Origin of the sequence: Pyrococcus woesei (genome assembly GCF_050496105.1) — an archaeon.
Classification (GTDB): Archaea; Methanobacteriota_B; Thermococci; order Thermococcales; family Thermococcaceae; genus Pyrococcus; species Pyrococcus furiosus.
Window position 1 is genome coordinate 932,714 of sequence record NZ_CP179867.1, and the last position, 13,972, is coordinate 946,685.

Genomic DNA, 13,972 nt, shown 5'->3' on the forward strand with positions numbered 1-13,972 from the left:
TTTTATACCCAAAACTATTTAAAATCTCCATATATGTGTAAATTTGATGATAGTGGGAATTCTTGGAGGGGGTCAATTAGCTAAGATGATGGCTCAGGAAGCCAAGAAAATGGGCTTTAAAGTAGCTATCCTTGATCCTCAAGAAGAACCTCCAGCTAAAGGAGTTTCCGATTATCATATTCTAGGTAGCTTTAAAGACGAGAAAGCTATAAGAAAATTAGCAGAGATATCTGATGTTCTAACGTACGATATAGAGCACATAAATGTTCAAGCTCTAAAAGAGCTTGAGAAGGAAGGTGTGCAAATATATCCATCACCTAGGGTTCTGGAAATAATTCAGGATAAACTAGTACAAATGCAGGTTATGAAGGAGGCTGGAATTCCTGTCCCACGCTTTATAAAAGCAGATAAAGACGAGTTGGTTGACAAGGCCTTAGAATTTGGATTTCCTTTAGTTCAAAAGACTAGAAGAGAAGGATATGATGGAAAAGGAGTAGCAGTTATAAGAGACAAAAGTGAGCTAGCTAAATTGATTCCTGCAGACTCAATGCTTCAGGAGTTCGTAAACATAGAAAAAGAGATTGCCGTAATGGTGGCTAGAGATCAGGAGGGGAATACTGTAGCATATCCTGTTGTTGAGATGACGTTTAACGAGGCAAATATACTCGATATGCTCATTGCACCCGCAAGGATTGAGGAGGAAATAGCTGAAGAAGCAAAGAGAATTGCAATAAAGGCTGTAAAAGCTTTAGATGGGGTGGGAATATTTGGAGTAGAGATGTTTCTGACAAAAGATGGGGAGGTGTATCTTAACGAAATAGCTCCAAGGCCCCATAATTCAGGTCATTACACTATAGAGGCTTGCCTAACAAGCCAGTTTGAACAGCATATAAGAGCTATAACAGGTCTCCCGCTGGGAAGTTCTGAGCTTTTAATTCCCGCGGTAATGTTTAACCTCCTTGGAGAAGGAAACGGGAAGCCAAAGGTTATTGGAATGAAGGAAGCTCTTAAATTCCCAGGAGTGTATGTCCATATTTATGGAAAGTCCGTTGTTAAGCCTCTAAGAAAGATGGGTCATGTAACCGTCGTAAATAGAAATTTGGAAAAGGCCTTAGAGATTGCCCACAAAGTTAAGAAGGTAATAAAGGTGGTTGGAGATGCCTAAAGTTGGAATCATAATGGGTAGTGATTCAGATTTGCCCGTAATGAAGGAAGCAGCTAAAGTTCTGGAAGAGTTTGGAGTAGATTATGAAATAACAATAGTCTCGGCACACAGAACACCAGAGAGAATGTACGAGTATGCAAAAACTGCCAGAGAGAGGGGAATTGAAGTTATTATTGCAGGTGCTGGAGGTGCAGCCCATCTTCCTGGAATGACGGCCTCGATAACAACTCTTCCTGTAATAGGAGTTCCAGTTAAAAGTAGGGCCTTGAATGGACTAGATTCTCTGCTTTCCATAGTTCAAATGCCAGCAGGTGTTCCTGTTGCTACTGTAGCCATAAACAATGCTAAGAATGCTGCTTTACTTGCTCTCAGAATTCTTTCTATAAAGTATCCAGAGATTGCCGAAAAACTAGAAAAGTACAAAGAAGAGATGAGAAAAACAGTTGAGGAAAAAGCTAAAAAGCTCGAAGAGGTTGGTTGGAAAGAATATCTGGGAGAGGAATGATTTAGTCCTTTTTTAAATATTTTTAGGAGATTTGACAACTTAGATTTGGGAATTTATATAAAGCCTCTTTCAATAGGTTGTAGTATGATAGAAATCAGAACTCATACAGCCTTACATGTTCTAAAAGGCGCGGTTGTAAAAGTTTTGGGTGAAGGTGCTAAATGGACGGCAAGTGTTTATGTAAATGGAAACCACGGAAGATTAACTGTTAAGTTCAACAGAAAACCAACCCATGAAGAAATTAGAGAAATAGAAAGGCTCGCAAATGAAAAAATCAAGGAGAATGTTCCCATACAAATATATGAACTTTCCAGGGAAGAGGCAGAAAAAATATTTGGGGATGAAATGTATGATCTCTTTCCAGTTCCAGAACACGTCAGGACTCTTAAAGTTGTAGTCATCGAAGACTGGAATGTCAATGCATGCAACAAGGAACATACAAAGACAACTGGTGAAATAGGGGAGATAAAAATAAGGAAAGTTAGGTTCAGAAAATCCAAGGAACTTCTTGAAATAAGTTTTGATGTATTATAAAAAAATAACAGAGAAAAGAGGTTACTCTGTCATAGCCTTCATTAATTCCTCTGCATTTTCTGGAGGCTTTGTTGCTAAGCTGACAAGGACTGTAGCTATGAGGGCAAATAGGAACGCTGGTACAAGCTCATAAAGCCCTGTTATTGGCCTTATGTATAACTTCCAGATTATTGTTGTTAATGCTCCCACTATCATTCCTGCAACTACACCCCATTTGGTAGCCCTCTTCCAGTATAGAGAGACTATAAGTGTTGGCCCAATTGCCGCTCCGAGTCCTCCCCAAGCAAAGAGAACCAGCCAGAAAATTATGTCCTTTGCGAAATATGCTAGTAACATTGCGAATATACCCGCCAAAAAGACGACAATTCTGCTTAGGAACACCGCCTTTTCTTCACTTAGTTTCTCTCCTTTCTTTATGATTTCTTGATAAAAGTCTCTAACTATGGTGGATGCAACTACAAGTAGCTGTGAATCGGCTGTAGAGAGTATAGCTGCAAAAACTCCACCTATAAGTAATCCATAAAGCAGTGGTCCAAAGAAGTCTGAGGAGAGAACAAGGTATATCATCTCTGAATTTGCATCAGGAAGCATGTTAACATCTGGATATAGAGCTCTTCCTGCTAAACCTACGAAGATTGCCCCCCAAGCTAGAACTACATTCCAGAATGTGCCTATAACAGTTGAAGCTCTAAGCCTATCTGGATCATCAATTGCCATGTACCTGACAATTATATGTGGTTGCCCGGGAGATCCCAAACCAATTCCTAAAAATCCTATGAGTCCTCCGACTCCCAGGGAAAGTGGATCAATGTACTTTGGATCGAGAGCTTTAAGAATTGATAACATTACATTTACTCCCCCTATCTTAGCCACTGCCACTGCCGGGAGTACTGTTAGTCCGAAGATCATTATTACTGCCCTTATAACATCATTATATGCTACAGCTATAAACCCACCGAGGACCATATAAATTATAATCATTAGGGCAGCAATTAAGAGCGCTGTTAAAGTGGACAATCCCAATGCAGTGCTGAGAGATTTTGCTCCAGCATTGAACTGTGCTCCAACGTAAGCTGTTAAGAATATGGCTATAATTATTGAAGCAACTAGCCTAACAATTTTTGAGTCATCTCTAAATCTCTCTTCGAAGTAGTCTGGAACTGTTATACAATTATATTTTTCTGAAAATTTCCTTAGCCTTATTCCCATATAAACGAATTGGAACATCTCTGCCACTATGTAACCTACAGCAGCCCAAACAGCACTTACACCTCTTGCATAGGCCATTCCACTGAGACCAAGAACGAGCCATGAAGATCTACCTGAGGATACTGCCGATAATGCAACAACAATTTTGTCCATTGCTCTTCCGCCGACAAAAAAGTCTTCTTCTGTTTTGGTTCTTCTCATAACTAAAAACCCAACCAATATAGGCAAGAGGAGTGTAAACAAAAACGCTGCAAGGGCAACTGGGTTTTTAAGCATTTCATAGGCATTTGCCACATTTTACACCCCCTATGTCTTCTTACTACCAGCGATGTAGTATATAACAACAGAACACAAAACTATAAGTGTTGGTAGCACAAAAAGTACAAACTTTGCTCCTAGCATAACGTCAATCACCTCCTATGGACATTGATCAATAGAAAGTAGCATCCTTTATATTTATAAATATTATTCTAAAATTTTTGTGATACTGTTAGGATAGCGGGGGTATCATCTCCTGAAGTTATTCAGCAATATCACCAGGCGGATCATCAAAACTAGAATTCTGACAAAATTGTACTAGAAGGTAAACCTATTGACCCTCCTCCAGTCTTTACCCCTGAAATTATTCCAAAAAAAGCTTTGTTCTTTCCTTAACAGTCCTAAACCAGCACTCAACACTGTTCCTCGGCCCAAAAGTCACATGCAGATAACCCAACCCCAAACTCTTAAACGCTGACTTATACCAGCCCGCCCCATCAACCAGAAAGACAGACTGCCCTTCACAGGACTTTAAAACAACGAGAAATCTCCACCAACAATTGTAATCTAGACTGTCAAAATCTCCTTGCTCTTAACGTCAATTTCTTTTCTTCCCGTTGATTTTTATTACTGTTTCATCAACTGTTCCCCTGTTTTTTGACTGCGAGGATTTTTGGCTTGTAAACTGCTTCTGCTATTTTTTGAACTGCCTCCCAGTAACTGATTCTGGCGGTTTGCCTGTAGCTTAAGCCGTTTAGGTGCAGGTTTGTTGCTCTGATTTTCTTTTCTGGTTGGATTTTATTGCGACGAAAGGGTTTTAAGGCTGAAATTAACCAGTGGATAATGGTTTCGGCTTCCTCCTTCTTTTTCTGAGGTAGTGTCTGGGATTTAAACCTGATACCCCACAGCTTATCCTAACAGTATCAAATTTTTGAGAAAGTTAATTGGAATTATAGAATATAGCTCTATTAGAAAATAAAAATGGTAGAAGGGTATTTTTACAGGAGATGTTTTCTCTTTTCATAGTCTTGAGAATGCCAATCAGAGCTTCTGGTTCTTAATTCAATCATGTGAGCTACCATCTCTGCCCTCTTTTTAGCCTCTTGCACATCTTTATCCCAAGCCAAGACAACTCCCAACCTTCTTCCTGGGTAGGCCTCGGGCTTTCCAAATAGCCTAATGGTAGCATTTGGAACGCTTAGGGCTTTTGCTAGCCCTCTGAATCTAGGTGAATACCCAGAGACCTTGGCCTTAATCACGTGAGTAGCCGCTGGGATTAGCATCGGGAAGAGTCTATAGCCATCAACCCACTCTCCTGGGATGGGGAGACCAAGAACAGCTCTTAAGTGAAGGCCAAACTCTGAGAACCCAGGAGGATGGGAAGCTAAGGTAACCATTCCAGTATCATGTGGCCTTGGGGAAACTTCATTTGCCCATACCTTGTCTCCTTTGACAAACATTTCAACCCCAAATAGTCCAAGTCCTCCAAGTACGTCAGTTATCCTTTTAGCGATTCTGTAAACCTCTCTCTCAGCCTTTTCACTGATCTCAGCTGGTTGCCAGCTTGCATGATAGTCGCCATCTATTTGATAGTGCCCCACAGGCTTTGGAAAAGTTGTAACAATCTCTCCATTCTCATCGAAATGCCTAACGGCCAATTCTGTGATCTCAACGTCGAAATCTATGTGCTCTTCTACTATTATCTTCTCTGCACTGCCCCTAGCCTTAGTTTTTGCCTCTTCCCAAGCTTTTGGAATGTCCTCAGGGCCCCTAACAAAGTATGATCCCTTGCCAGAAGAGCTCATTATAGCTTTAGTGTGGCATGGATATCCAATCTTTTCACAGGCCTCATATAGCTCATCCAAAGTCGTTGCATACATGTACCGGGAAGTGGGAACTTTAGCCTCTTTTACCAGAGTTTCCCTAAGCCTTTCCCTGTGCATTGCAATCCAGGTAGCTTTTGCATTTGGAACCACAAAGTAGCCCTCTTTCTCAAATTCAAAGAGTGCATCCAGGTTTATCGCTTCTATCTCGGGGATTATTGCATCTGGCTTTTCTCTCTCTACAACACTCCACAAAAAGTCCTTGTCCATCATGTTGCCCACGTAACTCCTGTGGGCTACCTGCATGGCAGGTGCATTAGCGTAGCGGTCAACGGCAACTACCTCTACTCCTAACCTCTGGGCTTCAATTGCTATTTCCTTTCCAAGTTCACCACTTCCTAATAGAAGGATCTTCTGAGCAGAGTCAGTTGTAGCAGTTCCGAGTTCATCCCTAAGCTTTATCATACCACCACCCCCAATTGACGTATATATGTTAAAATGCAGCCTATATTTAAGTCTTTTTTAGCATGAAAATGTTAACATAAAAATGTTAATGAATCTTTTTAAATAGACACAATTTTATCAATTTTTGGTGATAATATGCTGACTTATGCACAAGCAGGTGTCGATGAGGAGAAGACATCAAAGGCTTTGAGATTTATAATAGAGGCGGCCAGGAAAACCTTTGAGTTTAGAAAAGGCAAACTTGGCGAACCTGGAGATATAGGGCATTATTCGGCACTCTTAGATTTTGGAAATTATTACCTTGCTATCACAACTGATGGAGTGGGGACTAAAGTTCTTGTGGCTGAAGCAGTAGGTAAGTTTGACACAATTGGAATAGATATGATAGCGATGAACGTTAACGACTTAATATGCGTTGGAGCAGAGCCAATAGCTCTCGTGGATTACTTTGCAATTAAAGAACCCAACGAGAGGGTTTTTGAGGAAGTTGCTAAAGGGCTATATAAAGGAGCTAAGGAAGCGGGAATTGCAATAGTTGGAGGAGAGACGGCAGTAATGCCCGACCTTGTGAATGGCTACGACCTTGCGGGAACTGCGATAGGAATTGTGGAAAAGGATAAGGTGATTACTGGAGAGAAGATAAGGCCTGGAGATGCCGTCATAGGAATTTCGAGCTCTGGAATTCACTCTAATGGTCTAACCTTGGCAAGAAAGCTCCTAATCCCCAAATATGGACTTGACTATGAATACGAAAGTAGAAAGTTGTGGGAATGGCTGTTAGAACCAACTAGAATTTATGTAAAGCCTATTCTAGAACTTTTAAAGAGTGTGGAGGTTCATGGACTGGCGCATATAACTGGAGGAGGCCTTCTAAACCTCAAGAGGATTACAAACTATGGATTTAGGTTAAACATGCCTCCCATAAATGGAATATTTAAGCTAATACATGAGAACGGTGTTCCTTTAGAGGAAATGTTCAGGGTATTTAACATGGGTGTCGGTTTTGTTGTTGTAGTTTCCCAGGAGGATAAGGAAGAGGCGCTTCAGATATTAAACAGATACTATGAGAGCTTTGAGCTTGGAACAGTTAGTGAAAGACCTGGGATAATTGTCGAGAACTATGGTGTAAAGTTTATTTAAGTACAGCTCAACACCGCTTAGGGATGGAAATGAGGATAGTCTTTGACATGGATGGGGTATTGTACAGAGGGAACACTCCAATAGAAGGTGCAAGGGAAGTTATTGAGTTCCTAAAAGAGAAGGGAATAAAATTTGCATTTTTAACGAACAACTCGACAAAAACTCCTGAAATGTATAGGGAAAGACTTCTGAAGATGGGCATAGATGTCCCCGCTGACTCAATAATAACTTCGGGACTTGCAACTAGGATTTATATGAAGAAACACTTTGAACCTGGGAAGATATTTGTCATAGGAGGAAGAGGGCTTGTAGAGGAGATGGAAAAGTTAGGCTGGGGAATTGTGAGTGTTGAAGAAGCTAGAGAGGGCATTTGGAAGGAAGTGAAATATGTTGTCGTGGGCTTGGATCCGGAATTAACATATGAAAAGCTGAAGTATGGAACTCTTGCAATAAGAAATGGAGCAGAGTTCATTGGGACTAATCCTGACAGAACATACCCAGGAGAGGAAGGAATTTATCCTGGAGCTGGTTCTATAATAGCTGCTCTGGAGGCTGCAACAGATAAAAAGCCTCTAATAATTGGAAAACCTAATGAGCCTATGTACGAAGTCCTAAGAGAGAAGTTGGGGGAAGGAGAAGTTTGGATGGTTGGGGATAGGCTTGATACTGACATTCTCTTTGCAAAGAAATTTGGAATGAAGGCAATTATGGTTTTAACTGGAGTTCACTCTCTTTCTGACATCGAGAAAAGTGATATAAAGCCTGATCTAGTATTGCCAAGTATAAAAGAGCTATTGGAATATTTAAAAATACTACATGATGAAGATAAAGAGGGCACCAAGTGAGGATAACTTTCAGGAATCTCTTAAAAACCTTGCATTTTCCTTTTGAAAACCTGTTGTCCTTCAATAAATCATTTTTCTGAATTTTCTTTGCTACTGGGTGTGTCACTCTGTTTGGCCAGCAGATTTGTCTATGTATTCTGTAGCATTCTCTAAGTCTAGAAGGAATAGTCTTCTGGCTATACCATAAGTTTGTAATTATCCCGTCATGTTGAGCACTGAAAACTTTAAACCTCTCAGCTATAAATAAGTAGATGAGCTCAATAAAGGGGTGTGAGAGTGAAAACATCCATTGTAACCCCTGCTATACCCTTGATAGTTCCAGCGGTGTTAGGGAGTCTCGAAAGATTTGGAAGAGCATAAAGCAAGAGTTGAGAAAAGAATAGACAAAATCGCTGAGATACTTGATAGGGTTGCGAGCGGAGATCTAAGCGTTGAAGACGAAGTAATTAGTGGAGAGTTAAGAAAGGGATCGAGAAACTTAGAAGATCCATTAGTGAGTTAGGGTTAATACAGGTCTATGGCTGTGATAAAGGCGCTGGACTTATCTGTGAGTATGCTGGAGCTTGATTTATATGGATTTCCAAAAACAGGGGTGATGTCTTTGAAGTTCATTATTATAAAAAGATTCAAGAATAGGGATGAGTTATGTAAGTTTTTGGAGAGATCAAATACAAAGTCTTCATTTGGTATCTTTAGGTTGATAGCCTTTATCTTTGCTAGTATCTTAGTTGAGCGTATGTTTCCTGGCTCTGAATTTGTTAAGAATATCGTGATTGTCGCACTGGGCTTAGCAATTTTTGTGACTTTTCCTAAATTGGGAGGCAAGGGAACATAAAAATACACTTTAAGTTTGTTGGAGGTGAAAAACAACGGACACGATAACTAAAATGCTTCCAGTTCCATTTATGGCAGTGGTTGCATACTTGCTATGTTTTCATCGATGTTTGCTCTTTGGGGAAACCCACTAAGGTATCTTGCAATAGCAGGCATTGTCCTCCTAACAATCCTTAAATTCTCAGCGGCAATGAGAAAAGGAGAAATAAGAAGGCTACTATTAAGGCTTAAAAAGAGCGTTTAATGGAAGAAAAACTTCAGTTGATCGTAATTTATGGGTAGAAAGGTGTGAGAAAGACTATAGCCTGGGACTTGGAGGATTTTGGAAAGTTAAGATATGGAAGTTCCATTTTTCGCTTTCTTCGAGCTCCCATCTTGCTGAAGGTAATGCTTGGAGAATTATAAATAGCGCTTTCTCGCCAACGGTCTCTTCTCAAGGAAATGCTCAATCTCGGTTAGAGCCAGCTTGGAGGCCTCCACAAGAACTTCACCGACAACTTCTTGCTTGGAACCTTCCCTCATCGTAACTACTCCAAATAAGCCTATCAACGGCCTTTTCCAGAATTTCATCTGGGACATCAGGATCAACCTGCTCAAACTTATCCTGAGGAAGTGTCTAGGAAGGCATAGAGTGAGCGAAATCGTGAACTTTAATACTTGAGAACACTCTCCAAAAGCTACCTTAGCATAAGCCGTTGCCGAAATTGTTAAAATGATAATTGCTATTATGATAATGGTGATTATCATATGTACCCATTCGTTGACAGAAAAGAGGAGCTTAAGGCCCTTAAAGAGCGTTTAACGAGAGAAAACTTTGAGTTGATTGTGATTTATGGGCGTAGGAGGGTGGGAAAGACTCGCCTTGTCCTCGAAGCCGTTAGAGACCTTCCTCACGTCTACTATCTGGCGGTTGAAGGCAATAATCTGAGGCATTTTAGAGAAACCGCTGAGAGGGTGTTTCCGGAAGTTAGATACTCCAGGGAAGACTGGGAAGGAACCCTTCACGCTTTAAAGGGAAAGATCATCGTTATCGACGAGTTCCCGAACTTGATAAAGGAAAATCCTCGTGTCCTTTCACTCTTTCAGAGGGTTATAGACCTCGACCTGTCTAATTCTAACACAAAGATGATTCTCCTCGGCTCCTCGGTAAGTATGATGACTGAGAAAGTTCTGAGCTACAAGAGTCCTCTCTATGGCAGGAGAACCGGCTCAATGAAGCTCAAACCAATGGGCTTCTTTTCCCTCAGGGTGTTCTTTCCCACAGCCAGTTGGGAGGAGCTCGTCGAGATCTACGGCATGACCGATGGAATTCCCTTCTACATAACTCAGGTTAAGCTCCCCTTCTGGGAGTGGCTGGAGGAAGAGCTTTCCAGCCCGGTGAGCTTCTTCAGGGATGAGGTGGACTTCCTCCTGAAGTATGAGTTCAGCGAGGTGAGCACCTACAAGAGAATTCTTGAAGCCATAGCCCTCGGAAAGACGACCCCCAAGGAGATAAGGGACTTCACAGGCCTGAGGCATTCCGATATAAGCCCCTACCTCAGGAACCTGATCGAGGCCGACCTAATAGTGAGAGAGGTGCCGGTTACGGAGAAGGGAACATCAAAGAGAGGACGCTACTATATTGCCGATAACTTCCTAGCTTTTTGGTTTAGATTCATCTTCCCGAACCTCTCGCGCATAGAGGAGGGGACGTTCAGCGTTGAGGAGATAAGGGACTCCTACGACCACTACCTCGGCCTTGTTTTTGAGAAGGTTGCGAGGCAGTTTTTGGTAAAGCTCAATAAAGCTGGCAATCTTCCCTTCAAGTTCACTAAGATTGGTCGCTGGTGGCACAAGAACGAGGAGATAGACCTCGTGGCTTTAAACGAGCGAGAAAAGAGGGCTTTGTTTGTGGAGGTTAAGTGGAAAAGCCTAAGTGGAAGGGAAGCGCGTGGAATTTTATGGGATTTGGAGAGAAAAAGCGAGCTTGTTGGACTGGAAGGATGGGAAAAGCATTACGGTCTAGTGGCTAAGGAAATCCGGAATAAAAATGCACTGAAAAGCGAGGGCTGGCTTGTATGGGATTTGGGGGATTTTGAAAGGCTTATTTCTCCTGGGGAAATCTCCTACCTTTGATATAACACTCGAGATAGAAGAACTGAAACGAGTGTTTATCGAGATTAGGGGAAGAAGATAAAGGAAACCTTCCCGCTCCAAAGTACCTGCAGATTAAGAATTAGGAGGAAGAGCTGAGGATGATCTATTCTGTCCTAAAGGATGATTCAAAGAAAAATATAATATAAAAAAGAGATGTCAAATTTGAAGTCCTCTCAAGTCTTCAAGCTTTGGAGTTTGCCGACTACTCTGAGAACACGAAGGAAAAAGCCCTCCAGAAGCTCTCTTCGATGGTTGATGAATTCTTAAGAGAAAAGACGACCTTCAAGACCCTCCAGAGGATCGGTCTTACAACCTTTGCCATCGAAATAATAAAATGGAGTTAGTTCAACAGAGCGGATGATATAAGAGGCTTTGAGAGCTTGGAATAATAGTCTTTAGAACTTTTGAGACCAGAGATGAGGGTTCGTATTCGTGAATAGATGGGAAGAAGGAAAATAACTGTTACCACACACGTTATATGGTCCCTAGAGGAACCAGTAATCTAGGAGAAGCTCTCGTTTGCTGGTTTTTACTATAGTTCAAGCAAGGAGTGTGACATTGTGATAAAAGGGCGGAAGTTCTTCGGGATTGAGGTCAAGTACGGCGAGGTTAAAACGGAATCAGACCATATGCATCTCGAAGGATGAAGTTGGTGAGAACGTGTATCCTGTTTCCCTCTATCTCTATGGGCTGGAAAAAAGCGGGAAGTCAATATGATAGCCTTGTTTCAAAAACTCAGAGACAAAACCTAAGGCTCAACGCTAACCCTTAGGCGTGAAAATTACAATGTATTTGTTGGGACCCGGACCTCTCCCACCGACTATGTATATCCTCCGACCGTCCCATCCTCCCGGGGCCTGTCCAAGAGGGTACGGAAGGGTTCCAACTCTTGTTAGGGTATTATTCTCGGGAACGAAGAGGTAGATGTTACGGCTGAAATTAACGTTGTCGTCAAAGCCGCCAAAGATGTATATTCCCCTGTCAGTCGCTACCGCCGTCCTGGCCCAGTATTTGTCGGGGAGTCTAACTTGTGCCCAGACAAGGTTTTTCGAGGAAGGATCAAAGACCGCTATCCTATCGCCGTGTACGAAGTATCCTTTACCTTTGTACCACACTGCCGCATACTTTGAAGTTCCCGGAAAGACGAAACCCTCTGGAAAACCGAGATCGAGACATTGGAACTTCTTTGCATAGGGGTCAAATGAATAAGCGGAGAGGTTTCCATTTAGAAATCTAACGAAGAGATAAGCCTTTGAGCCGTCCCAGAGGAGGGAGAGCTGATCGTAGTCTCTAAAGGGCATCTCCGCGAATTCCCTCATGCTCCCGTTCTCAGGGTTATACGCGTAAACGACCGGGACTAGGGTGATGTTACCGGGATTCATGCCTCCAAAGAGCAACACTTCGTTGTCTATCCACAAAGCAGGTACATCCACCACGAAGGGCACATCGAGCTTTCCAACCAGCTCAGACTTTCCATTCTTCAACCGGTACACCCTATGCTCAACTTGCTCTCCCTTAACCAAAACCTTAAGACTCATCATGAAGGTCGAGTTGTCCACCTTCACAAAAAACCCGTTTCCAAGTCCTATGAGAACATCGTGGTCAATTTCTATGAGTTCAATATTATTAGTGACTTGCATGCTATTCGGTTTAGATCCGAAAGAATTCCATGCCCAGTGTCCAGCTATCCCCAATATCAGAAGAAAAAAGAGAGTCAAGAATAAACCACGCTTCATGTCATCCACCCCAATAAAACGGTATAGTTAGAGTTTTTCCGTTTAGATATTTGACTTTCAGCGAACCCTTGTATTTTCCCTGCTTATAAACATGAAACGGAACAAAAAAGTCAGACGTTGTTCCATCTCCAAAGTCCCACATTATGGAGAGAATCTCATCATACGTCTCTAATAAAGGCACAAACAAGTAACCATTGATCTCTGGAACATATATTACCCGTACTGCGTCTTTGGTTAGGGTGGGAGGTTTCTGGACATAAAATCCCTTAATAACCAAGATTAGTGCCCGCTTCATTCTACTAGATAAAGCGGGAGGAACCTTAAAGTTTAGTGTTATATTGTCCCCTGGTGTCAAGACAGCATAATGTCCATCATCCTCTAGGAGTTCCTCTGTGATTTCTCCCCCTATATCCGAGGTAGCTAATAAGGGTTTTTCTTTTACAATATGATAAGAGGCATTTACGGGAATTCCATATTCTATAGAATATAGCTTATGATCATTTAACTCCATTTTTAATTTGGAGATATCTTTATCGGTGAAAAGCGCATATCTATATGGAAACATTCGGGGATATAAATGGATGCTCTCAACAGACTTGTTTTCGTAAACTTTATTTACTTTAAAAGAATATGAGGTCTTCACATATGGAGAAACAATAACAAGATCAGTCTTTAGCCTGTTAACATTGCTACTTGCAATTTCCGTTGTAAATCTTGTGTTTAGTCTTGTGTGTATTGGGATATACAGAACAATATTTCCTTGTGGATCCAGACTTAATTCTAAACCTTGGGGATAATCCACAACTAGTAATTCAATGGAGTCTATGTAACTTGTATCCTGTTCAAATTCCTGAAGTTGAATCGAGTAAATGTTTTCCCTAATTGTATGCGAATTGTTAATCAAGTAATAATCAGTCAAATCCATATGTTTTCTGGGTTTTAATATCTCAGATTCCACTAGAACAGTATTTTCTGGGACATACTCAATGCCATTCCATGTGGACACATAGGGGCAACCTATGACTTGTAGAGCAGGCTTGTATGATACGTGCCATAAAACCCATTTCTGCCAATCTTCATCAAACCATTCAACCACATACCCGTCAACATTATGAACATTGTCTGGAAATGTGTATGGGGATTTTACATAAAAATACTGATTGTGGCCTAAAATACTCCCTCCAAGCTCTACAAGTTTTCCATCATAGGGATATGCAACATTTATGTAGATATCTGCAGAAAATGGGGCACTATACGCGTTTCCATGAAACTCTAAGTAATATCCTGCCCATCCTGGCATATTTTTTCTCACTCTATATATA

15 protein-coding genes and 1 pseudogene are annotated in these 13,972 nt (G+C 41.4%); 10 read left to right on the top strand and 6 right to left on the bottom strand.

The annotated features are described in order from the left end of the window. Positions 1-46: 46 nt before the first annotated feature. The 3 genes from ACMFNG_RS05180 to ACMFNG_RS05190 all read left to right on the top strand — a co-directional run bounded on the left by ACMFNG_RS05180 (position 47) and on the right by ACMFNG_RS05190 (position 2,204). On the top strand, positions 47-1,165 hold the full coding sequence (locus ACMFNG_RS05180; RefSeq protein ID WP_011011540.1) for a 5-(carboxyamino)imidazole ribonucleotide synthase: 1,119 nt from the start codon (positions 47-49) through the stop codon (positions 1,163-1,165). Further along, positions 1,158-1,670 carry a 5-(carboxyamino)imidazole ribonucleotide mutase gene (purE, locus tag ACMFNG_RS05185; protein ID WP_011011541.1) on the top strand — a complete coding sequence of 171 codons (513 nt, stop codon included), beginning with the start codon at positions 1,158-1,160 and terminating at the stop codon, positions 1,668-1,670. Before ACMFNG_RS05180 ends, purE begins: the two co-directional genes overlap by 8 nt. A gap of 84 nt (positions 1,671-1,754) precedes the next feature. Then, positions 1,755-2,204: an alanyl-tRNA editing protein gene (locus ACMFNG_RS05190; protein ID WP_011011542.1), complete on the top strand. Its 450-nt coding sequence runs from the start codon at positions 1,755-1,757 to the stop codon at positions 2,202-2,204. 21 nt (positions 2,205-2,225) lie between these two features. Here the strand turns inward: ACMFNG_RS05190 and ACMFNG_RS05195 are convergent, their stop codons facing one another. The 3 genes and pseudogenes from ACMFNG_RS05195 to purT all read right to left on the bottom strand — a co-directional run bounded on the left by ACMFNG_RS05195 (position 2,226) and on the right by purT (position 5,959). Continuing rightward, entirely contained in the window at positions 2,226-3,707 is a 1,482-nt protein-coding gene (locus ACMFNG_RS05195) for a sodium/proline symporter (protein WP_011011543.1), read from the bottom strand. A 226-nt stretch (positions 3,708-3,933) separates the two neighbouring features. After that, positions 3,934-4,570, bottom strand: a pseudogene (locus ACMFNG_RS05200) (IS6 family transposase). Between the two features lie 99 nt (positions 4,571-4,669). Next, a complete protein-coding gene (gene purT / locus ACMFNG_RS05205) occupies positions 4,670-5,959 on the bottom strand; it encodes a phosphoribosylglycinamide formyltransferase 2 (RefSeq protein ID WP_011011545.1) in 1,290 nt (429 codons plus the stop codon). A gap of 135 nt (positions 5,960-6,094) precedes the next feature. On the opposite strand from purT, the gene purM reads away from it, so the two are divergent. The 5 genes from purM (at position 6,095) to ACMFNG_RS05230 (ending at position 9,022) form a co-directional block, all read left to right on the top strand. Next, complete coding sequence (gene purM / locus ACMFNG_RS05210; protein ID WP_011011546.1) at positions 6,095-7,099, top strand: phosphoribosylformylglycinamidine cyclo-ligase; 1,005 nt, start codon at positions 6,095-6,097, stop codon at positions 7,097-7,099. Positions 7,100-7,122: 23 nt separating this feature from the next. Next, positions 7,123-7,944, top strand: a complete 822-nt coding sequence (locus ACMFNG_RS05215) for an HAD-IIA family hydrolase (protein WP_011011547.1) — start codon at positions 7,123-7,125, stop codon at positions 7,942-7,944. Positions 7,945-8,290: 346 nt separating this feature from the next. Then, the gene (locus ACMFNG_RS05220; RefSeq protein ID WP_011011548.1) at positions 8,291-8,446 is read left to right on the top strand and encodes a hypothetical protein; all 156 of its coding nucleotides are present in this window, start codon (positions 8,291-8,293) and stop codon (positions 8,444-8,446) included. A gap of 15 nt (positions 8,447-8,461) precedes the next feature. Then, on the top strand, positions 8,462-8,779 hold the full coding sequence (locus ACMFNG_RS05225) for a hypothetical protein (protein ID WP_014835144.1): 318 nt from the start codon (positions 8,462-8,464) through the stop codon (positions 8,777-8,779). Positions 8,780-8,884: 105 nt separating this feature from the next. Continuing rightward, positions 8,885-9,022, top strand: coding sequence for a hypothetical protein (locus ACMFNG_RS05230; RefSeq protein WP_158295409.1), 138 nt, complete (start codon positions 8,885-8,887; stop codon positions 9,020-9,022). 155 nt (positions 9,023-9,177) lie between these two features. Here the strand turns inward: ACMFNG_RS05230 and ACMFNG_RS05235 are convergent, their stop codons facing one another. Continuing rightward, positions 9,178-9,525: a hypothetical protein gene (locus ACMFNG_RS05235; RefSeq protein ID WP_011011550.1), complete on the bottom strand. Its 348-nt coding sequence runs from the start codon at positions 9,523-9,525 to the stop codon at positions 9,178-9,180. Here ACMFNG_RS05235 and ACMFNG_RS05240 point away from each other — a divergent pair, their 5' ends adjacent. Together ACMFNG_RS05240 and ACMFNG_RS05245 are read left to right on the top strand one after the other, a co-directional pair. Further along, entirely contained in the window at positions 9,526-10,893 is a 1,368-nt protein-coding gene (locus tag ACMFNG_RS05240; RefSeq protein ID WP_011011551.1) for an ATP-binding protein, read from the top strand. It abuts the gene before it with no gap. Between the two features lie 209 nt (positions 10,894-11,102). Further along, complete coding sequence (locus ACMFNG_RS05245) at positions 11,103-11,258, top strand: hypothetical protein (protein ID WP_158295410.1); 156 nt, start codon at positions 11,103-11,105, stop codon at positions 11,256-11,258. A 417-nt stretch (positions 11,259-11,675) separates the two neighbouring features. Here the strand turns inward: ACMFNG_RS05245 and ACMFNG_RS05250 are convergent, their stop codons facing one another. Further along, positions 11,676-12,650, bottom strand: coding sequence for a kelch repeat-containing protein (locus tag ACMFNG_RS05250; RefSeq protein ID WP_011011552.1), 975 nt, complete (start codon positions 12,648-12,650; stop codon positions 11,676-11,678). 1 nt (position 12,651) lies between these two features. Then, the gene (locus ACMFNG_RS05255) at positions 12,652-13,950 is read right to left on the bottom strand and encodes a PKD domain-containing protein (protein ID WP_011011553.1); all 1,299 of its coding nucleotides are present in this window, start codon (positions 13,948-13,950) and stop codon (positions 12,652-12,654) included. Positions 13,951-13,972 lie beyond the last annotated feature (22 nt).